Origin of the sequence: Paraburkholderia sp. LEh10, from assembly GCF_017814945.1 — a bacterium.
Lineage (GTDB): Bacteria > Pseudomonadota > Gammaproteobacteria > Burkholderiales > Burkholderiaceae > Paraburkholderia.
Genome location: NZ_JAGIPX010000009.1, coordinates 77709 through 102500 on the forward strand (window position 1 = coordinate 77709; position 24792 = coordinate 102500).

Sequence of the window (24792 nt, forward strand, 5' to 3'; positions counted from 1 at the left end):
GCTAATCCCCGAACGATTCGAAAACATGCTCATTCGGCTCAAATGGATCTGCTAAGCCGCTTTCTGTCGCTGATGCCCGTGAGCGGGCGGGTCGATGTCCGCTGTCATTTCGGCGCGCCGTGGGCGATCGACGAAGGTCCCGCGGGCGTGCGCGAGATTCCGTATCACGTGCTGCTGTCGGGGCGCGCGGTGCTCGAAGACGGCAGCGGGCCGCCCGAGGAGCTTGGGGCGGGCGACATCATCGTGTTTCCGACGGGCAGCCCGCATCGCATTCACGACGGCAGCGGCGCGCAGCCCGTTCCCGCCACCAAGCGGCGCAACATCACGCTGACGGTCGCGGAGAACCACGGCACGGGCGAATCCGCCGACGTCCTGTGCGGCCGCTTTCTGCTCGGCGCGGTGCCCGACAGGCTGCTGCGCGACCATTTGCCGTCGCGGCTGGTGGTGCGCAGCAGCGCGCACGCGCAGTCCAACGGCGAGGCCGCGGCGAGCGTCGCCGGCTCGCGGCTCGCGCGTCTGATCGAGCTGATGCGCGAAGAAGCGATGGACGAATGCCCCGGCAGCGAGACGCTCGTCAACCATCTGTCGGCGGCGCTATTCGCGCTGACGCTGCGTTTCGCGAGCGAAGCGGCGCAGCCGCCTCATGGCATGCTGGCGCTGGCCGGGCGTCCGCGCTTGCAGGCGGCCGTGTCGGCGATGTTCGAGGCGCCCGGCAAGCCGTGGACGCTCGACCAGTTCGCCGCGCTGTGCAACATGTCGCGCGCGACCTTCGTGCGGCAGTTCCAGGAAGCGATCGGACGCTCCGCCACGGACGTGCTCACGGAAGTCCGGATGACGATCGCGGGCCGCGCGCTGCTCGAATCGACGACGCCCGTCGGCGATATCGGCGAGATGGTCGGCTATCAGTCGGAAGCGGCGTTCCAGCGTGTGTTCAAGAAGCAGATCGGCGTCACGCCCGCACGCTGGCGCGCGTCGGGCGGCCACACGCAGGCCGTGCAAGACCTGCAGGAACTGTCTGCCGAAGAAGCGAAATAGAGAGTTTCAGAAAACGTGCGGCACCCGTGCCGTGCGTTCGCACGGCGCCTGCGCATCGCGCCGAAACCCTTGTCACGCAAGGCGTTGGCCGCACTCGTGAGCTTTGCGCGTGATGCGCCCGTTCCGTTGCGCCAGCAACCGGTGAGCCGATCAGGCATCTTCGTGAGACGCGCCGACATTCCCGGGCGGGCGTCGCTGCACCTACAGTTGAGCCATCCCGTCGCCGACGGCAACTCTTCTCGAAGGTGCACACCATGAATCGCGTTTATCAAGCGCTCGTCATAGCGGCTGCGCTGGGACTGCCGCTTGCCGGCCACGCTCAAACGTCGCCGTCGGGGTCGACGCGCGCCCAGCTTCACGCCGAGCTCATCGCCGCCGAACAGTCCGGCCAGTATGCGCAAAGCGACACCAGCTACCCGGAATCCGCGAACCACCCCGCCGTCGCGCCGCACGTGTTTCATTACTCGCATGACACGGTTGCCGGGTCGTATGGTCCGTCGACGAACGGCAGCCTTGCTTCGGGCTTCCGTGCGACGCGCGCCCGGTCGCTCGCGAGCGGGTCGCTCGCATCCGACGACATCTATCGTGGTCACTAACGCAACGTTTTCAACAAGGAGATGACATGTCCGCCATTACGATCTACACGACGCCGACCTGCCCGTATTGTCACGCCGCCAAGGCGCTACTCACGAACAAGGGTCTGTCGTACAAGGAAATCAACGTGCAGAACGATCGCACTACGGCGCTCGCGCTGATCGAGCGCACGGGACGGCGCACGGTGCCGCAGATCTTCGTCGGTGAAACGCACGTCGGCGGCTTCGACGATCTGAATGCACTCGAAACAGCGGGCCGTCTGGACCCGCTGCTCGCAGCGAATGCAGTGCGCTAAAGCACGGCGTCGTTTCGAAGCATGAGCCGCGAACGGCGCTGCGCCGTTCGCGGCCTGGCGCACGATGGCGCGCCAGTCACGAACCGACGCGCGGCAGATACGGCGCGGGGTCGACGGGCTTGCCGTTTTTGCGGACTTCGAAGCGCAGCGAGCCGTCGCCGCGCCCGGTTTCCGCCATTTCGGCGATTGTTTCACCGCGCCGGACGGTCGTGCCTTCCTTGACGAGCAATGTGCGATTGTGGCTGTATGCGGTGACGAGGTCGTTGTCGTGCTTGATGACGATGAGCTTGCCATAGGGCTTGCCGCCATCGCCCGCGAACACGACGCGGCCGGGCGCGGCGGCCTTCACCGGGTCGCCCGCCCTGGCCGCGATCACGATCCCCTTCGATTTACCCTGGCCGTAGACGGCGCTCAGCGTGCCGCGCGCAGGCCAGCCGAAGCGGGACTTGCCGTTGTCGGCGGCTTTGCCGCGGTCGTCCTTGTCCTGATTGTCCTGATTGTCCTGTTTGGCGGTTTTGGCGTTCGCGTCGCTGGCGGCATCGCGTTTCGCCGATGCTTTCGACGCGGCTGGCGCGGTGGGCGGCGTCGATGCAGCCTTGCCATCCGCGGTTGCATCGGGCGGCGGCACGACGCGCAGCATGCCGCCCGTTTCGATGTGGTTTGCGTCCGTGAGATTGTTCCATTTGACGATGTCGTCACTGCGCTGGCCATGGGCCGTCGCGATGCGATAGAGCGTATCGCCGGGCTTCACGCGATAGTAGCCGTCCTTCACGGGCGGCAGCGGCTTGTCGGAACTGGCGGCCGCGTGGGGAGCCTGTTGCACGGATGTTGCTGCCGCTTGCGTCGGATGCGTGAGCGAGCGGTCTTCGGGGGCCATCTGCCAGGGCAGCGACACGCAACCGCCCATCGCCAGCAATGCGGCAAGGCACGCAGCCCGCAACAGATGTGCGGGGCGATTCGATTGCGTCGGTCTCATCGTGGTCTTCCTCTCGTGGTTCGGCCGGTTTGCGGGCGAGGTCGGCCCGCTGCCCAACCGGGTTGAACGGGAGTCGGACGCGAGGCGTTGACGGATGTTTCCGCAATCCTGAACGTTTTACAGCGCTTCGCTTTTCTGCTTTTGATGAGTGCGCTTTTGTTGTGTAGCGTTGCGGGGCGGGGGCGGGGGCGGGGGCGGGGGCGGGGGCGGGGGCGGCGGGGTCGCGGCAAACCCGGCCGCGATCATGAGCGGCGCTTTTTCCAAACGTAGCCGGCGGGCGGGTCGGATGCGCCCGCCTTGCCGACGGAGTGCGGATTCTCGCTGCAAAGCGTGACGAAACTGACGTCTTCGCCGGCTGCCTGCTTTTTGCGCAGCGCTTCCGTGAAGGCCAGCGCTTGCGTCATCTGATTGTCGCCGAAACGCGCGAAGCGAGCGCTTTGCGCCGACGAACCTCCTGCTTCGAGCCAATACACGACGAACATGCGTTTCCTTTCGCGACTGCTGCATGAGTCTGCCGCACGCGACGCAGCGTGCGGCCTGTGCGGCCGCGTGTCGAATGCCGCGCCTGCTGCCGCTCGACGGCGAACTGTGAGGCGATCGGGACAGTTGTCTGCCGCCGTCTACAACGGGTTCTGCTGATCGTCGAGCGATACGCCGAGCTCGCCCGCGAGACGCGTGACGAGCGCTTCGAGCCGCTCGACGCGCTCGCTCAGCTCGCGCTGCTGCGCGCGCAGGGCTTCGAGTTCGCCCGGCGGCAGCGGTTCGTCGGCGAGCGCCGCACCGCGAAGCAGCTCGGGCGCGGGCTCGCCGCACAGCAGATGCATCCAGCGGCTTTCGCGTTCGCCGGGCGTGCGCGCTAGCTTGACGACGCGCGGCGGATCATTGTCGGCAAGCTCTTCGAGAAACGCTTCGACTGACGATGTGTCGGCGAACGCATGCAGCCGCGCAGTCGCGAGCCGCAGTTCGGCGGCCGTCTGCGGACCGCGCAACAGCAGCGCCGTCAGGAGCGCGGCGGACTGGCGCGGCAGGCCGAGCACGCGCTCCATGTTGTGCTCGAAGCGCGGCACCCGGCTGCTGCTGCCTTCGAGCACAAGCGACAAGCGTTTCAGGCTGTTGATCGCGTCGAGAATCTCGGTTTCGCTGACGTTCATCACGGGTGAGCGCGAGGTCTTCTGGTTGCAGCCCGCCGCGAGCGAATTGAGCGACAGCGGGTAAGTGTCGGGTACGGTGTGCTGCTTTTCGAACAGCACGCCCAGCACGCGCGCTTCGAGCGGCGTGAGCGAGCGCATGGGAGGGCGCGGGGAAGCGTCGGGGGTCGAATTCATGGGCAATAGACTCGGGTTGGCGGCCGCGTGCGCGACGGCGCGAGCGCAGCGGCTCGCGCGTTAGCATAATCCATTGCCCCGGCGGCGGCACCCAAAGTTGTGCATGACCGGTCCCGGCGTGCGGCCGATCCCCGTGCCGTTCGCGTCCGATCCGCGTCCGATTCGCGTCCGATTCGCGTCCGATTCGCGTCCGATTCGCGTCCGATTCGCGTCGCGTACCGTCGCACCTCATCGCACCGCATCGCACCCATTCGCGCCGCCGCGTCCAGCGCTCCGGGCGTTCCGGCGTTTTCGCGCGGCGGCGGGCGCTACAGGCGATCGTACGGCTCGTCGGGCACGTCGAAGACGGCGTCGTCGGCGTCGAGTTCGACGGAGCAGTTCTCCGCCGATCCCGGCTGCGCTCTCATCGCGTCGACGTGCTGCCTGACGAGATCCCTCAGACGGTCCTGCACGATGCGGCGTTTGGCCGTGTCGAGTGCGGCGTAGCGGTCGATCTGGCCGTCATCGAGCTTGAGCGTCGCCACGCAGCGCGCGTCGAGTGTCGTGTCGCGGCCCGTCCCGATCACCCACGACAGCGTCAGATACGTGGTCCCGCCTTCCTGGTACGCGCTGACGGTCGGCGCCTTCGGCGACTCGAACATGCGGACGAGCGCGAGTTCGATTTCCTCTATGCGCTGCGACAAACCAATTGTGTTCATGGCTGCCCCTCTCCCATGCAAGGTGATTGCTGCCGAAAACATGCATGGCGAGCATCCGGAGTGCCAGGGCGTGTTGCAGCGCGGCGCGCGCGCTGGCGCCGCTTGAAGCGCCAAAGGGGAGAGCGCACGGCTGGCTGTCATGCGCCGGAGGTACACTGCGGTTTCCCGTCGACGAACAATCCCAACAAAGGGAAAACCCGAAGGAGCCATCGCCATGCGTACAAGCGCCCGCAATCATTTCATCGGCCAGGTCAGCGCGGTCAAGACCGGCGCCGTCAATGACGAAGTCACGTTGCGCACGCAGCAGGGCGTCGATATCGTCGCCGTCATCACGCATGGCAGCGCGGCATCGCTCGGCCTCGCGGCGGGCAAGCCGGCGTTTGCGCTGGTGAAGGCGTCGTCGGTGATCGTGATAGTCGACGCCGACAGCAGCAAGGTGTCGGCGCGCAACTGTCTCGCCGGCACGGTCGTGTCGGTGACGCGGGGCGCCGTCAACAGCGAGGTCGTCATCTCGGCGGCGGGCGGCGTGCAGATCGCGGCGATCATCACCAACGACAGCGCCGACCGGCTCGGCCTCGCGGCCGGCAAGCCGGCTGCGGCGATCTTCAAGGCTTCGAGCGTGATCGTCGGCGTCGATCAGTAAGGGCGCGGCGCGGGCCGCGCCCCCGACGGCCATAAGCCGTGCGATATGAGCTTCACGCCGCTTGTCCCTTCGGCAAACGGGCGCCGCGCCGCGTGACATCTCTACCGATATATCGCACGGCGGATGTGTCGCGCGGGCCTTGCGTCGAGCGGGAGAAGGGACGATGGATATCGACGAAACTCGCGACGCTCGCGGTGCGCAGCGGATACCGGGCGAACTGGCCGCCTCGCAGATACGCTTGAGCGTGTTCTTCATCGAGTCGTAGTCGATGCAACCGGCGGGAACACGACCCTGTCCGCGCGCGGCAACGCAGCCGCGAGCAGGCCTTTGCGGTCTTCGATGCCGCCATCGTGCGCCGTCATCTCGCCGCCCACAGATTCGACGATCTGCCTGATAGCAGCGTTCGAACCGGGCCGCCCGCCGACATACACGATGCGCGCATCCCGCAGGATGGCGAGCGAATCAGCGGCGCGTCCGGCGACGCCGTCTGCGGGCGTCTGAAGCGTGCGCTCCATCGCGCTCGCTTCGGCTTGCAGCGCCCTTCGGGTCGAAGCGACGAGGGGATCGGTTCAGGCATTTCGGCGGCGCGCAACGACGAGCGCGATGCCGCCCAGGATCGCGGCCGAGCTTACGGCGAGGCGTGCAGTCAGCGGCTCGCCGAGCAGCACGATGCCGCCGATCGCCGCGATCAGCGGCACGCTCAGCTGGACGGTTGCGGCCGTGGCCGCCTTGAGTTCCTTCAACGCGGCGTACCAGATCACATAGCCGAGGCCCGACGTCGCCGCGCCGGAAAGCATTGCAAAGAGCAGGCCGATCCTGTCGGTCGACATGTGGGCGGCCGCGACGATGCTGACGGCCACGGCGAACGGGATCGCGCGGATAAAGTTGCCCGCGGTCGTGGCCGTCGGATCGGCGTTGCTGCGCTTTCCGCGCAACGAATAGACGCCCCACGCGATGCCCGCGCACAGCATCAGCAGCGATGCGAGTGGCGGCGGCGCGCTGAGACCAGGCAGCACGAGCCCGACGAGTCCCGCGAGCGCGCAGGCGAGGCCAATCCATTGAAGCGCGCGCAAGTGCTCCCCGCGCGCGAGCCCGTAGCCGATCATCGTCGCCTGAACCGCGCCGAACAGCAGTAGCGCGCCCGTGCCCGCAGCCAGCGATACATACGCGAACGAAAACGCCGCCGCATAGACGAACAGCGCGAACGCGGAAGCCCAGTTGCCGGCGATGGGCCGTGACATGCCGCGTACGCGAAGAATGATCCACAACACGATGGCCGCCGAGATGACGCGCGTCGTCGTGAATGTGGCGGGGTCGATGGTCGTGCCTTTCAGCGCGACGCGGCACAGCAACGAATTGCCCGCAAATGCGAACATCGCGGCGATCGTCAGCAACGCGATGCGCATGCGCGGCATGGCTCGCTGGGTGAGAAGGACGGTGCCTGGCGTGCGCACGATTCGTTGAAGTCGGGTGATACACGCGCAAATCGCGCAGTGCAACGTGCGTGTATCGAGGTGGTGGATCGAAACGGCAATGCCGGATAGCAGGATAAAACGGCGGCTATCCGGCATTGCGCGTTGCGCCTGCACGCGTCGTCCGATGGCGACGCACGCGTGCGAGCGCGGCACTCAGGCCATCGTGGACGGCTTGATGTTCTGGTTGTGGCGGAACAGATTCTGCGGATCGTAGCGGTCCTTCACGGCCACGAGCCGCTGATAGTTCGGTCCATATGCAGCCCCCACCCGCGGGGCTTCTTCTTCCGTCATGAAGTTCACGTACACGCTGCCGAGCGCGAAGGGTGCCGATGCGTCGAAGAACGCGCGGGCCCACGCGATGCAGCGCTCGTCATCGGCGGCTTCCGTCCAGCGGCCGTGCACGTTCATCACGTACTTGGCGTCGCGATTCGAATAGGCCATCGCGTCGGGGGCGACGCGCATCGTCTGCCCGCCAATCGCGCCGAAGAAGATCTCGCACTGCGGCGACGGCAGATTGCCGATTGCATCGAGGAATGCGTCGATCATGCCGTCTTCGAGCTTCGCCAGATTGTGCGACTTCCAGTAGTTGCGCGCGCCCGGCGTCAGCAGCGGATCGAATGCCTGTTGCCATGCGGTGAACGGCATCGGCCCGAGGTGTTCGCCATAGGGCGTGCCGAACTTGCGCACCTCGTCGACCACGTTCGGCCCATTTTCAACGGGCCCCGTATAGCAGACCGCGAACGCGATGATCGGCTTGCCGTGCACGTCGGCGGGCAGGAACGGCAGCGGCGGCGCGAAGCGGGCGACGGCCCAGACGGTCAGTTCGTCCGGCCATGTTTCGAACGCCGCGCGGTACTTGATGAGCGCATCGCGCGCCTGGTCTATCGGCAGCACGACGAGTCCGCCGTAGACTTCAGGGCCGACGGGGTGCAACTGGAACTCGAACATCGTGACGACGCCGAAGTTTCCGCCGCCGCCGCGAATCGCCCAGAACAGATCTTCGTGCTGATCGGCGCTACAGCGCAGCAATTCGCCATCGGCGGTGACGATGTCCGCCGATATCAGGTTGTCCACCGTCATGCCGAAACGACGGCTGATCCAGCCAAAGCCGCCGCCGAGCGTGAGGCCCGCGACACCTGTTGTCGAATTGATGCCGAGCGGTGTGGCGAGCCCGAAAGCCTGCGCTTCATGATCGAAGTCGCGCAGCAGACAGCCCGGCTCGACGTAAGCGCGGCGCGTGGCGGGATCGATGCGCGCCGACTTCATCTGCGACAGATCGATCAGCATGCCGTCGTCGCAGACCCCGCTGCCCGCGATATTGTGGCCGCCTCCGCGCACGGCAAGCAGCAGGTTGTTGTCGCGCGCGAAATTGACCGCGCGCCGTACATCGGCGGTGCCCGCGCAGCGAACGATGATGGCGGGGCGACGGTCGATCATGCCGTTCCAGATGCTGCGCGCTTCATCGAATGATGGATCGCCGGGCAATACAACCTGGCCTCGCGTGAGAGCTTTGAATTCATCGATTGCACTGCTGGTGAGATTCGCCATGCTACACCTCCGGTACAAATGAACAATGCCCGCCCCCCTCGATCATGTCTGATCAAAGTAGTTCGGACCACCTGGCTTTCCTCAGTAAACGGGGCGGTTTGGCGCGTACAAATTAACGTATACCCGCATCCGTCGATGCTTCGTCAAAAGACGTGCGCAGCGGCCCGCTCATCACGAAGACTCCGCAAAACAAGGCACTTTCTGTGCAAGCTCACGGATGGAGCGCTTCGTGAATAGTCCGTTGCCTGCTGCGCACGGGTAAGCGAGCGATGTCGACGGGAATCCGCATTGTCATGTGTCGTTGCGATCCCAACACATCAGGGCTTTTCGCATGCGCGCACCAACGCTTTCGATCACCAACGCGACATCAACGATCTCGTTGCCTCCTTGTTGCCTCTTTACCTCGATTGCACAAACGGATGAGCGCGGGTCGAGATTCCGCGCTTAACGCATTTTTCCCGTTCCAGTATCCGGGCTGGCGGTTCCGGGCGCGGCAAATCAGGTGCTCAGTCTTTCTTCTGCTACGCTGACCGTCAACTTGCCTTATGTAAGCAAACAGGCGTCAGTGCGTAATAGATTGTTCTACTGTCTGTAAGTACAGTAGATGGTGGTTGTCCGTGTTTTGTATGGTTAACCCCGATTTAAACGTAAACGAACAAAAGAGAACATTGTTGCTGTTGTTTTGATTTCCTTTTTGAACATCGGCGCTAGGCCTGGTTTTGAAGTACCCGAATAAAAAAACTATCGGGACAATGGATCGACAACAGCATTTCCGGCGCTTTCGCAGCGCTATCCCTTGCCCTGCCTCTCGTCAGCGAACGGTGCCCGCGCATCGTGCCGTCCGGCATGCGCGGACGCCGCATTTGAATCATTGCTACAGCCGTATCCCAAGCATCTGCATTTGCATCGAAGCCGCGGTTGAACAAAGAACAAGCACAACAAAGCGAAGCTGCATCAGAAGCATCGAACAAAGGAGAGCAATTTGGTCTTGGAACTGGAGCGGGTCACCGTCGTTTCGGGCGGGCTGACGCATCTGTACGGCGTCGATCTGCGTCTCGTCCCGGGGGCGATCAATGTGCTGCTGGGTCCCACTCAGGCAGGCAAGACCACGTTGATGCGCGTCATGGCAGGGCTCGACAGGCCCACGTCCGGGCGCGTGCTCGCGGACGGCCAGGATGTGACGGGGGTGAGCGTGCGTCAGCGCAACCTCGCAATGGTCTATCAGCAGTTCATCAATTATCCGGCGATGACGGTGTTCGACAACATCGCGTCGCCGCTGAAGCTGCAAAAGACAGAACCCGCCGAAATCCGCCGCCGCGTCCATGAAGTCGCGGCGAAGCTGCATATCGATCATCTGCTCGAGCGGCGGCCCGGCGAGTTGTCGGGCGGCCAGCAGCAGCGCTGCGCGCTGGCGCGAGCGCTCGTCAAGCGCACGTCGCTCGTGCTGCTAGACGAGCCGCTCGTGAATCTCGACTACAAGCTGCGCGAGGAACTGCGCGCCGAACTCACGACGCTCTTTTCGGACGGCAAGACGACGGTTGTCTATGCGACGACGGAACCGCTCGAAGCGTTGCTGCTCGGCGGCTATACGGCTGTCGTCGACAAGGGGCGCGTGCTGCAGTTCGGGCCGACGCTCGACGTGTACAACGCGCCCGCCAACGTCGATGTGGCAGCCGTCTTCAACGATCCGCCGATGAACATGCTGACGAGCGAGCTGCTCGAGAACGGCGACGCGCGTTTGCCCATCGGCTTCGATGTGCCCGTGCGCCGCGCGGCGGCCGCCGCCGTCGGCACGGGTGCGTGCCGCATCGGCATCCGGCCGGGTCATCTGCGGCTTGCGCCGCGCAATGCGCATTCGATTGCCGTGCCTTGCGTGCTCGAACTCGCCGAACTGAGCGGCTCCGAAACTTACCTGCATTTGCATACGCGTCAAGGCGGCATCGACCTCATCGCGCAATTGCAAGGTGTGCATCAAATCGAACTCGGCACGCAGCTCGACGTATATATCGATCCCGACGAACTGTTCGTGTTCGGCGCGGATACGAATCTTGTCGCGCGTCCAAAGGTGCAGGAGGTGGCGTATGGCGCGCATTGAGTTTCAGAATCTCGGGCATGCGTATCGCCCGAATCCCGCATCGCTTGACGACTACGCGTTGCAGCCGATGAGCATGGTATGGGAAGACGGTGGCGCTTATGCGCTGCTCGGCCCGTCGGGCTGCGGCAAGTCGACATTGCTCAATATCGTGTCGGGCTTGCTGAAGCCATCGGAAGGCAAAGTGCTGTTCAATGGGCGCGACGTCACTGCGCAAAGTGCGCGCGAACGCAACATCGCGCAAGTGTTTCAGTTCCCCGTGATCTACGACACGATGACGGTGTTCGATAATCTCGCCTTTCCGCTGCGCAATCGCGGGCTCCCCGCGGCCGAAGTGCGCACGCGTGTGCATGAAGTCGCCGACATTCTCGACATGGCGCGCGAACTGCCGCGCAAGGCGAGCAATCTGTCGGCGGATGCGAAGCAGAAGATCTCGCTTGGCCGCGGACTCGTGCGCAAGGACGTCGCGGCGATCCTGTTCGACGAGCCGCTGACCGTCATCGATCCGCATATGAAGTGGATGCTGCGGCGCCAGCTCAAGAAAATCCATCAACAGTTGAAGCTCACGCTGATCTACGTGACGCACGACCAGGTGGAAGCATTGACGTTCGCCGATGAAGTCGTCGTGATGACGAATGGGCGAGTCGTGCAAAAGGGCGGTCCGGAAGCGTTGTTCCTCAGGCCCGATCATGCGTTCGTCGGCTATTTCATCGGCAGTCCGGGGATGAACCTGTGTCCCGTGAGTCTCGATGAAAACGGGATCAAGCTGGGCTCGCAGCGTGTTGCCGTCGACGCGAACACGCTTGCGACGCTCAAGAGCACGAATGGCGACCTCAAGCTCGGCATCCGGCCGGAATTCGTGCGGCTCGCCAACGACGGCGAAGCGGGCGCCGTCAAGGCGCAAGTCACGCGCGCGCAGCAGCTCGGCAACTACCAGCTCGTCACGGCGGATTGCGAAGGCCATGTGTTCAACGCAAAGATGGACCCGCATCTGCGCGTGGTGGATGGACCCGTGTGGCTGCGTCTCGCGGCGCCCGAGACGGTCTTCTTCAATAACGACGAACGCATCGCGGTCCGTGCCGCAGGAGGCGCGCGATGAACAAGCCGCTCAATCAGAAGGCGTGGCTGCTGGTCGTGCCCGTGTTCATTTGCGTCGCGTTCTCGGCGATTTTGCCGCTGATGACCGTCGTCAACTATTCAGTGCAGGACATCATCAGTCCGACGCAGCATGTGTTCGTCGGCACCGAATGGTTTCGCAACATCATGACCGATCCGGATCTGCGCGGCGCACTAGGCCGGCAAATCATCTTCTCGGCTTGCGTGCTGCTGTTCGAGATTCCACTTGGCGTCGGTCTCGCGCTCGCAATGCCGGCATCCGGCTGGCGCGCGTCGGCGGCGCTCGTCGTGCTCGCGATGCCGCTGCTCATTCCATGGAATGTCGTCGGCACGATATGGCAGATTTTCGGCCGGCCCGATATCGGCCTGCTTGGCTACGGGCTCAATCGTCTGGGATTCGACTACAACTACACGGCGAGCCCCACCGACGCGTGGGTGACCGTGCTCGTCATGGATATCTGGCACTGGACGCCGCTCGTCGCATTGCTCTGCTATGCGGGCTTGCGCGCGATTCCCGATGCGTTCTACCAGGCTGCGGAAATCGACGGTGCTAGCCGCTTTGCGGTGTTTCGCCATATCGAGTTGCCAAAGATGCGCGGCGTGCTGATGATCGCAGTGCTGTTGCGCTTCATGGACAGCTTCATGATCTATACCGAGCCGTTCGTATTGACGGGCGGCGGACCCGGCGACTCGACGACATTCCTGAGCCAGTACCTTACGCAAAAGGCCGTCGGTCAATTCGATCTCGGGCCTGCGGCTGCATTCTCGCTGATCTACTTCCTGATCATCCTTTTGCTTTGCTTCATCCTGTACAACTGGATGGAGCGCGTCGGCAAGGGCGGTCCTGCCACGACGGGAGAAGACAATGCGTGACAACCGCCGCTGGATACGCGCGCTCGTATTGATCGTCTATATCGCGTTCGCGCTGATTCCGCTGTACTGGATGCTGTCGATTTCGCTGCGCACGAACGAAGAAACCATGTCGGCATTCGCCACATGGCCGCAGCATGTGACGTTCGACAACTACAAGGTGATCTTCACCGACCCTTCGTGGTACTGGGGCTACATCAATTCGATCGTCTACGTGCTGATGAATACGGTGATGTCGGTGCTCGTCGCATTGCCGGCCGCGTACGCGTTCTCGCGCTATCGCTTTCTCGGCGACAAGCACATGTTCTTCTGGCTGCTCACCAACCGGATGACGCCGCCCGCCGTTTTCCTGTTGCCGTTCTTTCAGCTCTATTCGAGCGTCGGGTTGATGGACACCTATGTTGCCGTCGCGCTCGCGCACATGCTGTTCAACGTGCCGCTCGCGGTGTGGATACTGGAAGGCTTCATGTCCGGCGTGTCGCGCGAAATCGACGAGACCGCCTATATCGACGGCTATTCGTTCCCTACCTTCTTCATCAAGATCTTCCTGCCATTGATCAAGTCCGGTGTCGGCGTGACGGCGTTCTTCTGCTTCATGTTCAGCTGGGTCGAGCTGCTGCTCGCGCGCACGCTCACCACGGTCAATGCAAAGCCCATTGCGGCTGTGATGACGCGCACCGTGTCGGCGGCGGGCATGGATTGGGGCGTGCTGTCAGCGGCGGGCGTGCTGACGATCATTCCCGGCGCGCTCGTCATCTACTTCGTGCGCAACTACATCGCTAAAGGCTTTGCGATGGGGAGAGTGTGATGTTCACATGGATGTACTGGACACCCGAAGTCGCGATCTTCTTTGGCTGCGTCGTCGTGATGCTCGCGGGCATGACGTTATGGGAAATGCGCATGCCGACCATCGAGCGCAAAGGCTTTCTGCCCATTGCAACGACGCGCGGCGACCGGCTCTTCATCGGGCTGCTGACGGCGGCCTATGTGAATCTCGCGTGGATCGCGATCAGCGGCGAGGGCGCGAGCGCGTGGCCGGGCTTTGCTGCATCCGTTCTCGTGCTGCTCGCGATCATGTGGAAGGGATAAAGCGTAAGAACAAACCGGTTCCGTTGATGCCCCGGGCGGCAATCGGCTGATGATCCAAAAGGGGTGGGCAGACACAGGAGAAGACCATGCAACACAGGAGACGGATCGTCGCGCTCGCAGTGGCAGGAGTGGTCGCGGGGGCTTGTGCGAATCACGCTGCGCTGGCGGGTATGCCCGAGGCGCAGAAATGGGTTGATAGCGAATTCCAGCCGAGCACGCTGACGAAACAGCAGCAGATGGATGAAATGAAATGGTTCATCGACACGTCTGCGAAGCTCAAGTCGCAAGGCGTCAAGGAGATTCATGTGGTGTCGGAAACGATCGACACGCATATGTATGAATCGAAGACGCTTGCAAAAGCATTCACCGAAATTACGGGCATACAGGTCAAGCACGACATCATTCAGGAAGGCGATGTCGTCGAAAAACTGCAAACGTCGATGCAATCGGGCCAAAGCATTTACGACGGCTGGATCTCCGATTCGGACCTTATCGGCACGCACTATCGTTACGGCGTGATCATGCCGCTGTCCGATTACATGGCGGGCGAGGGCAAGGAATACACGAATCCGGGCCTCGACATCAAAGACTTTATCGGCACGAGCTTTACGACTGCGCCCGACAAGAAGCTCTATCAGTTGCCCGACCAGCAGTTCGCGAACCTCTATTGGTTCCGCGCCGACTGGTTCGCGCGCAAGGATCTGCAGGACAAGTTCAAGGCCAAGTATGGCTACGATCTCGGCGTGCCGGTGAACTGGTCCGCGTATGAAGACATCGCCGACTTTTTTACGAACGAGGTCAAGACGATCGACGGCGAAAAAGTCTTCGGCCATATGGACTACGGCAAGAAAGACCCGTCGCTCGGATGGCGCTTCACCGACGCATGGCTGTCGATGGCGGGCGAAGCGGACAAGGGCATTCCGAACGGCATGCCCGTCGACGAGTGGGGCATTCGCGTGACGCCGGACGGTTGTCATCCCGTCGGTGCTTCCGTGTCCCGCGGCGGCGGCACGAACAGCCCGGCCGCGGTTTTCGCGACCACCAAGTACGTCGACTGGCTGAAGAAATATGCGCCGCCTGAAGCGTCCGGCATGACGTTCAGCGAGGCGGGCCCCGTTCCCGCGCAAGGCAAGATCGCGCAGCAGATCTTCTGGTACACCGCGTTCACGGCGTCGATGCTCAAGCCAGGTAACGTAACGAATCCGGATGGCACGCCGAAGTGGCGCATGGCGCCGTCACCGCATGGCCCGTACTGGAAGGACGGGATGCAGAACGGCTATCAGGACGTCGGCTCGTGGACTTTCTTCAAGTCGACGCCCGCGAATCAGCGCGCAGCCGCATGGCTTTACGCGCAATTCGTGACGTCGAAGTCCGTGTCGTTGAAGAAGTCGATTGTGGGTCTCACGTTTATTCGCGACTCAGACATTCATAGCGATTACTTCACGAAGAACGCGGACAAGTACGGCGGCCTGATCGAGTTCTATCGCAGCCCGGCGCGTGTCGCGTGGACGCCGACGGGCAACAACGTGCCTGACTATCCGAAGATGGCGCAGCTCTGGTGGAAGAACGTCGCGACGGCCGCTGCGGGCGAGAAGACACCGCAAGCCGCGATGGACAATCTCGCGAAAGAAATGGACCAGGTGTTGGGCCGCTTGCAGCGCGCCGGCATGAAGGCGTGCGCGCCGCAGTTGAATCCGGAAAGCGATCCGTCGAAGTGGCTCTCCGATCAGCATGCGCCGTGGAAGAAACTCGCGAACGAAAAGCCAAAGGGCGAGACCGTCAAATACGACCAGTTGCTCGCGGCGTGGAAGGCGGGCAAGGTGCGCTAGACGTTTAAAGCGGAAAATCGGGAAGGTTCAGGCGGGCGGTGTCGAAAGACATCGCCCGCTTTTTTATCGACTAGAAGCGGTCATTGCTGTGCATCTTTCCATTGCACAGATCCCAAAGACTTCTGGAACGCAAGCGTGACGTGCAATGACCACACAATGTTTGTCGGGTTATTGCGAACCATTACCGTTCATGTAATGATACCGATTCTCATTTAGATGGGCTGGCCGGGGGAACTCAGGCTCTCGGCGGAGCGGTTCGCGTCCACGCGCGAACCGGACGGGCGTTGCCAGCCCGTTGCACGAAGAACAATCAGTTACAACGACAGGGAATCGCGATGTACCGAACTACGCCACTCGCAGCGGCCGTCATGGCCGTGTTTGCGACGCCGCTCTACGCTCAAACGACCATGCCTGCCACCGCTGTGGCAGCACAAATCGCCCAGGCAGACTCGTCGACATCTCCCGCCAGCCAGCCCTCCGCCAGCCAGCCTTCTACGAACCAGACCTCCGAAAATGGCACGCTGCCCGCCGTCAAGGTGACGAGCCAGGCCGACAGCGCCGGCGACTTCCAGCCGGACACGTCGAGCGTCGGCGCCAAAGTGCCGACGCTGTTGCGCGACATTCCGCAGGCTGTCACGGTGGTGCCCAAGGCAGTGCTGCAATCGCAGGCGGTGGGCTCGTTTTCGGATGCATTGCGTAACGTGCCCGGCATCACGATCGGCGGCGCGGAAGGCGGGCAGATCGGCAACAACATCAACCTGCGCGGCTTCTCGGCACGCACCGACATCTATCTCGACGGCTTCCGCGATCGCGGCCAGTACTATCGCGACACGTTCAACCTCGAGTCGATCGACGTGCTGTACGGTCCGTCGTCGCTGTACTTCGGACGCGGCTCGACGGGAGGCGTGATCAACCAGGTCAGCAAGGAGCCGACGCTGAAAAAGCGCGCCGACGTCTCCGTGCAGGCGGGCACGCACGACCGCTACCGCACGACCGTCGACCTCGATACGCCGATCACCGATACCTCCGCGTTCCGCATCAACGCATTCGGCCAGAGCCTCGGCTCGTCGCGCGACGTGATGAAGAACAAGGACTATGGCGTCGCGCCCGAAGTGAAGTTCGGTATCGGCACACCGACGGAAATCACGCTGTCCGCGCTGATCCAGCACAACCGCGACCAGCCCGACTACGGCGTGCCGCCATTGAACGGCCATCCCGCACCCGTCAATCGCGGCACGTTCTACGGCTACACCGACGACCGCACGATTCAGGACGTGCAGACGTTCAGCGCGCGCATCAAGCACCGCTTCGACGACAACCTGATCCTGCGCAACCAGACGCAGTTCAGCCACTACAGCACCGAAGCGCGCGCGACCAACCCGGCATCGGTGCTGACAGGACCGCTCGCCACGTCGCCAGCGCTTTCCAGCGGCAACTTCACGAAGCTCGATCCGTCGCAACTGTTCGTCAAGCTGCAAGGCAAGGACCGCAACATCAACGATCACTCTGTCTACAACTCGACGGATCTCGAGGCGAAGTTCGACACGGGGCCGCTCAAGCACGACGTCATCACGGGTCTCGACCTGAGTCACGAAACATATAGCAACCAGAGTTTCACCGCGACTTCGCCGGGTTTGCCGTCGAACACGATCGGCGTCGTGCCGCTCATCGATCCGCCGTACACGCCGCGGCCGTCGAACGTGAAGGAAGTAGCGACCAATCTTGCCGAATCGAGCGCGAATGGCGTGGGCGTCTATGTGAACGACACGGTGTCGATCGGCCAGCACTGGAAAGTGGTTGGCGGCGTGCGCTGGGACCGTTACGAGGCGTCGATCAAGAATACGATCAACATGCCGAGGTACGCGACGCAGACCAACTACTTCACCAGCGTGCGCGGCGGCATCATCTGGCAGCCGGCCGACTGGCAGTCGTACTACGTGTCGTATGGCACGTCGTTCGATCCGTCGCTCGAAGCGCTGACGCTGACCAACGGCCAGCAGAACCTGCCGCCCGAGCACAACAGGTCGTACGAAGTCGGCTCGAAGTGGGATCTGCTCGGCGGCGGCCTGTCCGTCACGCAATCGCTGTTCAACATCGAGAAGACGAACGCGCGCACGCTGAATCCCGATGGCACCTATACGCTCGACGGCGATATCCGTGTGCGCGGCTATCAGCTCGGACTCGCGGGCCACATCACGAACAAGTGGCAGGTGTTCGGCGGCTACACGTACATGGACGGCGAGATCCTGAAGGCGTTCGATGGCACGCAAGGCAAGGTGCCCGCGAATACGCCGCGCAACACGGTGACGCTGTGGACCACATACGCGTTCACGCCGCACTGGGAAATAGGCGGCGGCCCGAGCTACGTGTCGTCGCGCTATGCGGCGAACAACAACTTCGTGCAGGTCGGCGGCTATACGCGCTGGGATGCGATGGCCGCGTATCACGCGAAGCGCTATGACATCCAGTTCAACGTGTGGAACCTGACGGACAAGAACTATTACGACGCGCTGATTCCGTCCGACGGCGGACGCGCGGTGCCGGGTTACGGCCGTACGTTCATCGCGACGTTAAACTATCGCTTCTTCTGATCGCCGCAAGCGATAGCCCACGACATCCCGCGCGCCTTCTTGCATGAAGCAACGCATGCAGAAGGCGCACGTTGAAAGTCGGTCATGCAGGAACGTAGAACAATGATTGTCTCGATCCCCGACGTACTGAGTCCCGCCGAAGCCGCCGCCATGCGCGTGCAACTGGAAGCAAGCGCTGCATGGGTCGACGGCCGTGCGACAGCCGGCTATCAGGGCGCACCCGTCAAGCGCAACCAGCAGATCGCGGAAGGCTCGCCGATCGCGCTCGAAATGGGCGACCGGATCGTCGCGTCGCTCGAGCGTCATCCCCTCTTTATCAGCGCCGCATTGCCGAACAAGGTATATCCGCCGCTGTTCAACCGCTATGAAGGCGGGATGCACTTCGGCAGCCACGTCGACGGCGCGATCCGGCTCGTGCCGGGCAGCGGCGCGCGCGTGCGCACCGATATTTCGATCACGCTGTTTCTCACGCCGCCCGATGAATATGATGGCGGCGAGTTGTTGATCGAAGATACGTTCGGCGTGCAGGAAGTGAAGCTCCCAGCAGGGCATGCGATTGTGTATCCGGGCACGAGCCTGCATCAGGTGCGCCCGGTGACGCGCGGCGCGCGCGTGTCGAGTTTTTTCTGGGTGCAGAGTCTCGTGCGCGACGACACGCAACGCGCGATGCTGTTCGATCTCGACGGCGCGATCCAGCGGCTCAATGCATCGAATGGCGACGAAGCGGCGCGCCGCACGCTGGTGGGCTGTTATCACAACCTGCTGCGGATGTGGAGCGATACGTAAGCCGCTACGCTTCGCGCGCGATGCGTTGCGCGCGCGAAGCTTCTATCTTTTGCGGATTGCGCCCGCTTTGCAGCAGGAACACGCCGCCGAGGATGCAGACCATCGCAAGCAGGTCGAGCGGTCGGATCGGTTCGTGCGCGAACACCACGCCGATTCCCAACGCAACGACGGGCGGAATATAGGTCACGCTCGAAGCGGCCAGCGCGCCGAGCCGCTGCACGATGTAGTAGTACAGGATGTACGCGATGCCCGTGCCGAGCAGCCCGAGTCCGAGCACGATGCCTGCTGCCGCACGCGGTTCGCTCGCGATGTGCGTCATGCCGGCGAATGGCGTGATGCATGCGATCGTCAACAGCGCGAAGCCGATTTGCCATGTGGACGGCGCGACGGGGGACATGTCGAGCTTCGACAGAAAGCGCCGCGCGTAGACGAACGAGCAGCCCACGCTCAATGATCCCGCCACCATATAGGCGACGCCGCGCAGATCGACGCTCGCAACGGCGCCGCTCCACGGACGCGCAATCATCAACACGCCGATGAAGCCACCCGCGACGCCCACGATCATCCGGGCCGTCGGCCGTTCGGCGCGCAACAGCGCCCACGCGCAGACAAACGCGAACAGCGGAATCGCGCCGCTCAACATGCCCGCCACGCTCGACAGCAACAGCGCTGCGCCTTTCGCGAACGCGTAGTAGTAGACGCTCGTCGCGAGCAGCGACATCACGACGAAGTGATGGGCATGGCGCAGTTGCTTCCACGACAGCGCCCTCGTCGCGAGCGCATAGACGAGCAGCGGCAGGAAGCCGAACAGCACGCGCAGGAACACGATCTGCGCAGGCGAAATCAGCACGCTGGCCCATTTCATGAAGAGGAAATTGCTGCCCCAGATCAGGCCGAGGAGCGCGAACGCGAGATAGGCGGGGTTCATGGCAAACACCTTCGGATGCGACGACGATCTGCGGATTGTGCTGCCGCCGCGGATGCGGTACAAACGATTTGTTCTCGTCGATGGTGCAGAAAAACTATCCTATGTCACGCATGCCACCCCTGAAGGCGCTCGTTGCATTCGAAGCCGCCATGCGTCTGAACAGTTTTTCTCTAGCGGCCGAAGAGCTGGGCGTGACCCCCGGCGCGGTTGGCCAGCAGGTCCAGAAGCTCGAAGCGTGGCTGGGTCTCGCGCTGTTCTCGCGTCAGATAAGGCGGATCGTGCCGTCCGACGAAGCGCGCGCCTATTACGCGCAGATCCAGCCCGCGCTCGCGCAGATCGGGCACGCAAGCCGACGCATGCGCGAGAACCAGAGCAAGGGCGTGCGTCTGTCGATGCCGCCCAGTTTCGCGGCCAAATGGTTTGCGCCGCGTATGACGAGCTTTCTGATCGCGCATCCGGGCATCGCGCTGGAACTGAACACGACAACGGCCTTTGTCGATTTCGAGTTGCAGTCGGTCGATCTGGCCGTGCGCTACTTCGACGGCAATGCGCCCGATCTGCAGGTGCAATTGCTGCATCCTGACGAAGCGCGCGTCTATTGCAGCCCGTCATACGCGAGACGTGCGAAGCTCAGAAGCCCCGACGACCTGCAGCACGCCACGTTGTTGCACAACACGCTGCATCCGCACTGGTCGATGTGGCTCAGGAAGTTCAGCACGCTATCCGCACGGCAGGTCGATGGCATTGCGGGCATCCACTTCGATCAATCGCTGATGGCAATCGAGGCCGCCGCGCGCGGAGAAGGCGTCGTCCTGACGAGCGCCGTGTTGACGGAGGCGGAGAGGGCGGCGAAGTCGCTCGTCGAACCATTCGACTTCGCGCTGCCGTTGAAAACAGCGTATTACCTCGTTCACCCGAAGTCGGTCGACCTGAAGGCCGGCGCGGCGACGTTGAAGGCATGGTTGACGGGCGCGTCATGAACAAGGCGTGCGCGTCGCACAGCGAAGCGCGCGGTTCATTCGGGCTGCCCGCGCTCGCGCAGCAGATCATGCAGGCTGCGCGCGGCAGGTTGAAGCGGTTCGCGATGACGTGTCCAGCCCATCTGGTTTTTCGGCGCGAACGCGCGTAGCCGCGTCGCGGCCCAGCGCAGCATCCGGTACGCGCGCGGATGAGCGAACGCGCCGCTCCAGAAGCGCCACACGAACTGTTCCTCGCGGCTGAACTTCGCGCCTTGGCCGCGCAACGGATGCGCGACCACTTCGTTCGGATTGCGATTGGCCTCCGTGCGCAGGCGCACCAGCAAGTCGGGAATCGGAATGCGCACGGGACAGACTTCGCCGCACGCGCCGCACAGGCTCGATGCCGTCGGCAGATCGGCGGTTGCGTCGAGGCCCAGCAGATGCGGCGAAATGATCTTGCCGATCGGGCCCGGATAGGTCGTGCCATACGCATGTCCGCCGATGCGCGTGTACACGGGGCAATGATTCATGCACGCGCCGCAGCGGATGCATTGCAGCGTCGCACGCAACTGCTCGTCGGCGTACGCTTGCGCGCGGCCATTGTCGAGCAGCACGACATGCATTTCGCGCGGTCCGTCGCGCTCGCCTTCGCGTCGCGGCCCCGTGATGAGATTGAAATACGTCGTGATCGCCTGGCCTGTTGCGGAGCGTGTCAACAGACTCGATAGCGGCACGATATGCGCGAGCTTCGCGACCACCTTCTCCATTCCCATGATCGCGATGTGCACATCGGGCACCGTCGTCGACAGGCGGCCGTTGCCTTCGTTCTCGACGAGCCATAGCGTGCCCGTATCCGCAGCGGCGAAGTTCACGCCGGACAAGCCGATGTCGGCATCGACGAAGGCGCGGCGCAACGCGCGGCGTCCTGTCTGGATCAGCTCGTCGACATCTTCGGTGTAGCGCGTATTGGGGATGTGCTGCTCGAACAGTTCCGCGATATCGGCCTTCGTCTTGTGAATCGCTGGCATCACGATATGCGAGGGTTTTTCTTGCGCGAGCTGCACGATGTACTCGCCCATGTCGGACTCGATGCAATCGATGCCGCGCGCTTCGAGATAGTGATTGAGCTCGATCTCCTCGCTCGCCATCGACTTGCCCTTGATCACGCGCTTCGCGTCGAGCGACTGCGCGATGCCGTGGATGATCGCCGTCGCGTCGGCGGCCGTTTCGGCCCAGTGAACGTGCACGCCGCGCGCGGTCAACTGCTGTTCGAGCTGCACGAGCAGATCGGGCAGCCGCGCGAGCGCGTGTTGCCGCACCGCTTCGCCGAGGCCGCGCAGTTGCTGCAGTTCGTCGTCGTCGGGGAACTGGGCGCGGCGTTTGGTCTGCAGAAAATCCATCGCGCCGCGAAAGCTGCTGCGCAGCTTTGGATCGTCGAGTGCGCTGCGCGCGCGAGCCTTGAAGTCGGCTGCGGGAACGAAGTGGAGCGGGCTTGCGTTCATGCTTGCTCTCCGCGCAGGGTACCGGCCTGATGCTCGACGATCACGACCCACAGCTCGCGTGGACCATGCGCGCCATACGCGAGCGTCTGCTGGATATCGGAAGTCTTTGAAGGGCCGGAGATCATTACGAGATTCGTCGGCATGCCCGCCTGCCAGTGTTCGGCGCGCATCGCGGCGTGCAGGTCCACATGCAGCGAATCTGCGTAGACGAGCGCGATATGCAGCGGCGGCACGAGCGACATCGTGCGCGGCGAGCGGGCATCGGGCGCGACGATCAGCGTGCCCGTCGACGCAATGCCCGAGCGCGCGACGGTGAAGCCGGCGTCGATGGTGTCGAAGAGTTCGGCTTTCCAGTCTTCGATCGGCTGATCGTAGGTGCGCGCCGCGATGGCGCTGGGCAACGCCTGTTGCAAGGCCGCGCCTTCCGCGCGCGACGTGTCGAGCAGCACGCGTTTCACGTTGGCGCCGGCGAGCCGTTGCGCGATCAGCGCGGGCCACGCGCGCTCTGTCGCGCGAAACACTTCCGCATGCGACGCGCTCAACGCGGCTTGCATCGAGTCGGCTAGCGCTTGCGTCGATAGCGTCGCGCAGCGGAGTGCGGCGCGGCGGCTGTCGTAATGGCGATCGATGCGTTCGTCGACGCGTGCGACGTCGTCGATGGTTACGCTGGAAGGCGCCGCCGCGCGCAAGCGGCCGAGCATGCGTTCACGCGCGTTCATGCACTGCCTCCGCTGCCGTCTTGACGTGCAACGGTGCGTTGCGTGCGTCGCCACAGGAAGCTCGCGATGTGTTCGACTTCGATGGGCGCGCGTTGATGGCGGGCCGCATGTCCGATGTTCAGCAGGCACCCGCAGTCGGCGGAGACGATCCGCTCGCAGCCCGTCGCGCACGCGGACGCAACCTTGTCGCGCACCATCGCGCCCGAAATGTCGGGATGCTTGAGCGAAAACGTGCCGCCGAAGCCGCAGCATTCCGACTCGCGCTCATGCTCGACGCGCGTGACACCCGGCAAGGCATCGACGAGTTCGACGCCGTGCGCGCGGGTGCCGATTTCACGGCGCGCCGCGCACGACGTATGGAGCACGATGCGCTCGGCCGGCGCGTCGGTGATGGCGGGCAACTCGATGCGCAGCACGTGCAGCAGGAACTCGCCTAGTTCGTACACGCGCTCGCCGAGCGCACGCGCTTTTTCCGCTGTCGCCGGATCGTCGGCGAAAAGGCGCGGCCAGTGATGGCGCATCATGCCCGCGCACGAACCCGACGGCACGATGACGGGCCACGGCTTCGCAAAGAGATCGAGCTGGGCGCGCGCAACGTCGCGGGCCTGTCCGGGATTTCCGCTGCTATAGGCAGGCTGCCCGCAGCAGCTTTGCTGCTGTGGAAAGTGCACGACGAGCCCTTCGCGTTCGAGCAGCCTCACCGCGTCGAGTCCGGCCTCGGGCACGAACAGATCGACGAGGCAGGTCGCGAACAGATAGACATCGCGTGGGGCCGCCGGATAGTGCCTGTCCTTCATATCTCGCTCCAGAATGCGTCCCGCCTCGTGCACCGCGCGCAGCGCGCAACGGTGGCGCGGATCGCTGAATCGTTCGCCGCATGATTCCCAAATCTGCGCGACAATTCAAATTGGTTGGACCAAAGCACGACGGATGCAGCGGAGGAAACGCATGGCGACAGCGACGGGAGAGCGGGGCAGGGTGGAAGGCGTGATGCGCCGGATGGAAACGGCGCTGCTCGACGGCACATGGCCGCCGGGTTCGCGGCTGCCCGCCGAGCGCATGCTCGCGCAGCAATACGAGGTTTCGCGCAACACGGTGCGCGAGGCGATCCAGCGGCTGGCCGCGCGCGGCCTGTTGCAGAGCAGGCGCGGCGCAGGGGTGTTCGCAACCGACCAGTTGCGCGCGGGCATCGCGTCGCCCTGGGGGCAACTGGTCGCCGATCACCCCGTGCTGCGCGACGACATGCTCGAATTCCGCCGCGTGCTGGAAGGCGCGACGGCCTGGTTCGCGGCGATGCGCGCGACGTCCGCCGACCGGCGGCGCATTCGCGCTCTGATGCGCGAACTGGAGCGCGCGCACGGGCGCGACGACAAGGAACGCGAGGCCGTCGCGGACGCGCAGTTGCACGATGCGATCGCGCTCGCGTCGCGCAACACGATGTTCCTGCATCTGCATACGAGCGTGCTCGGCATGCTGCGCGAGCACATCACGACGAGCGGCACGGACATGCGCTCGCGGGGGCGTGAAGCATCCGACCAGCTATTGATCCAGCACCGCGCGCTATGCGACGCGATCTGCGCACGGCGTCCTGAGGAAGCGCGTACGGCCATGCACGCGCACATCGACTACGTGCGCAATCACGTGTACGACAAGGCGGGCTGAACCGCCGCCGGATGCGAGCCCGATGCGAGCCCGATGCGACTGGCAGCAATCTGGTCCAAC

Annotated in this window: 25 protein-coding genes; 14 read left to right on the forward strand and 11 right to left on the reverse strand. The window is 63.7% G+C overall.

Annotation, left to right across the window (positions count from 1 at the left end; genetic code table 11):
* Nucleotides 1-42 precede the first annotated feature (42 nt).
* The 3 genes from J8I87_RS09975 to grxC all read left to right on the forward strand — a co-directional run bounded on the left by J8I87_RS09975 (nucleotide 43) and on the right by grxC (nucleotide 1924).
* Nucleotides 43-1035 (forward strand): AraC family transcriptional regulator, encoded by a 993-nt coding sequence (locus tag J8I87_RS09975; RefSeq protein ID WP_209931294.1) that lies wholly within the window; start codon nucleotides 43-45, stop codon nucleotides 1033-1035.
* Nucleotides 1036-1289: 254 nt separating this feature from the next.
* On the forward strand, nucleotides 1290-1631 hold the full coding sequence (locus tag J8I87_RS09980) for a DUF4148 domain-containing protein (protein WP_209931295.1): 342 nt from the start codon (nucleotides 1290-1292) through the stop codon (nucleotides 1629-1631).
* Between the two features lie 26 nt (nucleotides 1632-1657).
* Nucleotides 1658-1924 carry a glutaredoxin 3 gene (gene grxC, locus J8I87_RS09985; protein ID WP_209931296.1) on the forward strand — a complete coding sequence of 89 codons (267 nt, stop codon included), beginning with the start codon at nucleotides 1658-1660 and terminating at the stop codon, nucleotides 1922-1924.
* A 76-nt stretch (nucleotides 1925-2000) separates the two neighbouring features.
* On the opposite strand, the gene J8I87_RS09990 is transcribed toward grxC, so the two are convergent.
* The 4 genes from J8I87_RS09990 to J8I87_RS10005 all read right to left on the reverse strand — a co-directional run bounded on the left by J8I87_RS09990 (nucleotide 2001) and on the right by J8I87_RS10005 (nucleotide 4923).
* Nucleotides 2001-2900 carry a M23 family metallopeptidase gene (locus J8I87_RS09990; RefSeq protein WP_209931297.1) on the reverse strand — a complete coding sequence of 300 codons (900 nt, stop codon included), beginning with the start codon at nucleotides 2898-2900 and terminating at the stop codon, nucleotides 2001-2003.
* Nucleotides 2901-3142: 242 nt separating this feature from the next.
* A complete protein-coding gene (locus tag J8I87_RS09995) occupies nucleotides 3143-3382 on the reverse strand; it encodes a hypothetical protein (protein ID WP_209931298.1) in 240 nt (79 codons plus the stop codon).
* Nucleotides 3383-3520: 138 nt separating this feature from the next.
* The gene (locus J8I87_RS10000; protein ID WP_209931299.1) at nucleotides 3521-4225 is read right to left on the reverse strand and encodes a YceH family protein; all 705 of its coding nucleotides are present in this window, start codon (nucleotides 4223-4225) and stop codon (nucleotides 3521-3523) included.
* A 308-nt stretch (nucleotides 4226-4533) separates the two neighbouring features.
* Nucleotides 4534-4923, reverse strand: coding sequence for a DUF3022 domain-containing protein (locus J8I87_RS10005; RefSeq protein ID WP_209931300.1), 390 nt, complete (start codon nucleotides 4921-4923; stop codon nucleotides 4534-4536).
* A gap of 214 nt (nucleotides 4924-5137) precedes the next feature.
* Here J8I87_RS10005 and J8I87_RS10010 point away from each other — a divergent pair, with 214 nt between their 5' ends.
* Nucleotides 5138-5566, forward strand: a complete 429-nt coding sequence (locus tag J8I87_RS10010) for a molybdopterin-binding protein (protein ID WP_209931301.1) — start codon at nucleotides 5138-5140, stop codon at nucleotides 5564-5566.
* Nucleotides 5567-5817: 251 nt separating this feature from the next.
* Here J8I87_RS10010 and J8I87_RS10015 read toward each other — a convergent pair whose 3' ends face one another.
* The 3 genes from J8I87_RS10015 to J8I87_RS10025 all read right to left on the reverse strand — a co-directional run bounded on the left by J8I87_RS10015 (nucleotide 5818) and on the right by J8I87_RS10025 (nucleotide 8589).
* Nucleotides 5818-6081 carry a hypothetical protein gene (locus tag J8I87_RS10015; protein ID WP_409518741.1) on the reverse strand — a complete coding sequence of 88 codons (264 nt, stop codon included), beginning with the start codon at nucleotides 6079-6081 and terminating at the stop codon, nucleotides 5818-5820.
* A gap of 54 nt (nucleotides 6082-6135) precedes the next feature.
* The gene (locus tag J8I87_RS10020) at nucleotides 6136-6981 is read right to left on the reverse strand and encodes a DMT family transporter (protein ID WP_209931302.1); all 846 of its coding nucleotides are present in this window, start codon (nucleotides 6979-6981) and stop codon (nucleotides 6136-6138) included.
* 213 nt (nucleotides 6982-7194) lie between these two features.
* On the reverse strand, nucleotides 7195-8589 hold the full coding sequence (locus J8I87_RS10025; protein ID WP_209931303.1) for an FAD-binding oxidoreductase: 1395 nt from the start codon (nucleotides 8587-8589) through the stop codon (nucleotides 7195-7197).
* A 982-nt stretch (nucleotides 8590-9571) separates the two neighbouring features.
* On the opposite strand from J8I87_RS10025, the gene J8I87_RS10030 reads away from it, so the two are divergent.
* From J8I87_RS10030 to J8I87_RS10065, 8 genes are all read left to right on the forward strand, one after another.
* Nucleotides 9572-10684, forward strand: coding sequence for an ABC transporter ATP-binding protein (locus J8I87_RS10030; protein ID WP_209931304.1), 1113 nt, complete (start codon nucleotides 9572-9574; stop codon nucleotides 10682-10684).
* The gene (locus J8I87_RS10035; protein ID WP_209931305.1) at nucleotides 10671-11780 is read left to right on the forward strand and encodes an ABC transporter ATP-binding protein; all 1110 of its coding nucleotides are present in this window, start codon (nucleotides 10671-10673) and stop codon (nucleotides 11778-11780) included. Before J8I87_RS10030 ends, J8I87_RS10035 begins: the two co-directional genes overlap by 14 nt.
* Nucleotides 11777-12670, forward strand: coding sequence for a carbohydrate ABC transporter permease (locus J8I87_RS10040; protein WP_209931306.1), 894 nt, complete (start codon nucleotides 11777-11779; stop codon nucleotides 12668-12670). Before J8I87_RS10035 ends, J8I87_RS10040 begins: the two co-directional genes overlap by 4 nt.
* The gene (locus J8I87_RS10045; RefSeq protein WP_209931307.1) at nucleotides 12663-13475 is read left to right on the forward strand and encodes a carbohydrate ABC transporter permease; all 813 of its coding nucleotides are present in this window, start codon (nucleotides 12663-12665) and stop codon (nucleotides 13473-13475) included. Before J8I87_RS10040 ends, J8I87_RS10045 begins: the two co-directional genes overlap by 8 nt.
* Entirely contained in the window at nucleotides 13475-13756 is a 282-nt protein-coding gene (locus tag J8I87_RS10050; RefSeq protein WP_209931308.1) for a DUF2160 domain-containing protein, read from the forward strand. The genes J8I87_RS10045 and J8I87_RS10050 overlap by 1 nt, the downstream gene beginning before the upstream one ends.
* An 86-nt stretch (nucleotides 13757-13842) precedes the next feature.
* Entirely contained in the window at nucleotides 13843-15585 is a 1743-nt protein-coding gene (locus tag J8I87_RS10055) for an ABC transporter substrate-binding protein (protein WP_209931309.1), read from the forward strand.
* A gap of 335 nt (nucleotides 15586-15920) precedes the next feature.
* The gene (locus tag J8I87_RS10060) at nucleotides 15921-18176 is read left to right on the forward strand and encodes a TonB-dependent siderophore receptor (protein ID WP_209931310.1); all 2256 of its coding nucleotides are present in this window, start codon (nucleotides 15921-15923) and stop codon (nucleotides 18174-18176) included.
* 102 nt (nucleotides 18177-18278) lie between these two features.
* Entirely contained in the window at nucleotides 18279-18962 is a 684-nt protein-coding gene (locus tag J8I87_RS10065; protein WP_209931311.1) for a Fe2+-dependent dioxygenase, read from the forward strand.
* A 4-nt stretch (nucleotides 18963-18966) separates the two neighbouring features.
* Here J8I87_RS10065 and J8I87_RS10070 read toward each other — a convergent pair whose 3' ends face one another.
* Nucleotides 18967-19890, reverse strand: coding sequence for a DMT family transporter (locus J8I87_RS10070; RefSeq protein WP_209931312.1), 924 nt, complete (start codon nucleotides 19888-19890; stop codon nucleotides 18967-18969).
* A 101-nt stretch (nucleotides 19891-19991) separates the two neighbouring features.
* On the opposite strand from J8I87_RS10070, the gene J8I87_RS10075 reads away from it, so the two are divergent.
* Entirely contained in the window at nucleotides 19992-20870 is an 879-nt protein-coding gene (locus J8I87_RS10075; protein ID WP_209931313.1) for a LysR substrate-binding domain-containing protein, read from the forward strand.
* Nucleotides 20871-20905: 35 nt separating this feature from the next.
* Here J8I87_RS10075 and J8I87_RS10080 read toward each other — a convergent pair whose 3' ends face one another.
* The 3 genes from J8I87_RS10080 to J8I87_RS10090 are packed head-to-tail and all read right to left on the reverse strand — an operon-like array spanning nucleotide 20906 to nucleotide 23867.
* On the reverse strand, nucleotides 20906-22351 hold the full coding sequence (locus J8I87_RS10080) for a LutB/LldF family L-lactate oxidation iron-sulfur protein (RefSeq protein WP_209931314.1): 1446 nt from the start codon (nucleotides 22349-22351) through the stop codon (nucleotides 20906-20908).
* Entirely contained in the window at nucleotides 22348-23070 is a 723-nt protein-coding gene (locus J8I87_RS10085) for a lactate utilization protein C (RefSeq protein WP_209931315.1), read from the reverse strand. The genes J8I87_RS10080 and J8I87_RS10085 overlap by 4 nt, the downstream gene beginning before the upstream one ends.
* The gene (locus J8I87_RS10090; protein WP_209931316.1) at nucleotides 23067-23867 is read right to left on the reverse strand and encodes a (Fe-S)-binding protein; all 801 of its coding nucleotides are present in this window, start codon (nucleotides 23865-23867) and stop codon (nucleotides 23067-23069) included. Before J8I87_RS10090 ends, J8I87_RS10085 begins: the two co-directional genes overlap by 4 nt.
* Nucleotides 23868-24018: 151 nt before the next feature.
* Between J8I87_RS10090 and J8I87_RS10095 the strand changes: the two genes are divergently transcribed.
* A complete protein-coding gene (locus J8I87_RS10095; protein ID WP_245253830.1) occupies nucleotides 24019-24732 on the forward strand; it encodes a FadR/GntR family transcriptional regulator in 714 nt (237 codons plus the stop codon).
* Nucleotides 24733-24792: the final 60 nt, after the last annotated feature.

Bases quoted from the DNA above. Each gene is read 5' to 3' on its own strand.
- J8I87_RS09975 (WP_209931294.1), top strand. From the start codon at position 43: ATGGATCTGCTAAGCCGCTTTCTGTCGCTGATGCCCGTGAGCGGGCGG.
- J8I87_RS09980 (WP_209931295.1), top strand. From the start codon at position 1,290: ATGAATCGCGTTTATCAAGCGCTCGTCATAGCGGCTGCGCTGGGACTG.
- grxC (WP_209931296.1), top strand. From the start codon at position 1,658: ATGTCCGCCATTACGATCTACACGACGCCGACCTGCCCGTATTGTCAC.
- J8I87_RS09990 (WP_209931297.1), bottom strand. From the start codon at position 2,900: ATGAGACCGACGCAATCGAATCGCCCCGCACATCTGTTGCGGGCTGCG.
- J8I87_RS09995 (WP_209931298.1), bottom strand. From the start codon at position 3,382: ATGTTCGTCGTGTATTGGCTCGAAGCAGGAGGTTCGTCGGCGCAAAGC.
- J8I87_RS10000 (WP_209931299.1), bottom strand. From the start codon at position 4,225: ATGAATTCGACCCCCGACGCTTCCCCGCGCCCTCCCATGCGCTCGCTC.
- J8I87_RS10005 (WP_209931300.1), bottom strand. From the start codon at position 4,923: ATGAACACAATTGGTTTGTCGCAGCGCATAGAGGAAATCGAACTCGCG.
- J8I87_RS10010 (WP_209931301.1), top strand. From the start codon at position 5,138: ATGCGTACAAGCGCCCGCAATCATTTCATCGGCCAGGTCAGCGCGGTC.
- J8I87_RS10015 (WP_409518741.1), bottom strand. From the start codon at position 6,081: ATGGAGCGCACGCTTCAGACGCCCGCAGACGGCGTCGCCGGACGCGCC.
- J8I87_RS10020 (WP_209931302.1), bottom strand. From the start codon at position 6,981: ATGCCGCGCATGCGCATCGCGTTGCTGACGATCGCCGCGATGTTCGCA.
- J8I87_RS10025 (WP_209931303.1), bottom strand. From the start codon at position 8,589: ATGGCGAATCTCACCAGCAGTGCAATCGATGAATTCAAAGCTCTCACG.
- J8I87_RS10035 (WP_209931305.1), top strand. From the start codon at position 10,671: ATGGCGCGCATTGAGTTTCAGAATCTCGGGCATGCGTATCGCCCGAAT.
- J8I87_RS10040 (WP_209931306.1), top strand. From the start codon at position 11,777: ATGAACAAGCCGCTCAATCAGAAGGCGTGGCTGCTGGTCGTGCCCGTG.
- J8I87_RS10045 (WP_209931307.1), top strand. From the start codon at position 12,663: ATGCGTGACAACCGCCGCTGGATACGCGCGCTCGTATTGATCGTCTAT.
- J8I87_RS10050 (WP_209931308.1), top strand. From the start codon at position 13,475: ATGTTCACATGGATGTACTGGACACCCGAAGTCGCGATCTTCTTTGGC.
- J8I87_RS10055 (WP_209931309.1), top strand. From the start codon at position 13,843: ATGCAACACAGGAGACGGATCGTCGCGCTCGCAGTGGCAGGAGTGGTC.
- J8I87_RS10060 (WP_209931310.1), top strand. From the start codon at position 15,921: ATGTACCGAACTACGCCACTCGCAGCGGCCGTCATGGCCGTGTTTGCG.
- J8I87_RS10065 (WP_209931311.1), top strand. From the start codon at position 18,279: ATGATTGTCTCGATCCCCGACGTACTGAGTCCCGCCGAAGCCGCCGCC.
- J8I87_RS10070 (WP_209931312.1), bottom strand. From the start codon at position 19,890: ATGAACCCCGCCTATCTCGCGTTCGCGCTCCTCGGCCTGATCTGGGGC.
- J8I87_RS10075 (WP_209931313.1), top strand. From the start codon at position 19,992: ATGTCACGCATGCCACCCCTGAAGGCGCTCGTTGCATTCGAAGCCGCC.
- J8I87_RS10080 (WP_209931314.1), bottom strand. From the start codon at position 22,351: ATGAACGCAAGCCCGCTCCACTTCGTTCCCGCAGCCGACTTCAAGGCT.
- J8I87_RS10085 (WP_209931315.1), bottom strand. From the start codon at position 23,070: ATGAACGCGCGTGAACGCATGCTCGGCCGCTTGCGCGCGGCGGCGCCT.
- J8I87_RS10090 (WP_209931316.1), bottom strand. From the start codon at position 23,867: ATGAAGGACAGGCACTATCCGGCGGCCCCACGCGATGTCTATCTGTTC.
- J8I87_RS10095 (WP_245253830.1), top strand. From the start codon at position 24,019: ATGGCGACAGCGACGGGAGAGCGGGGCAGGGTGGAAGGCGTGATGCGC.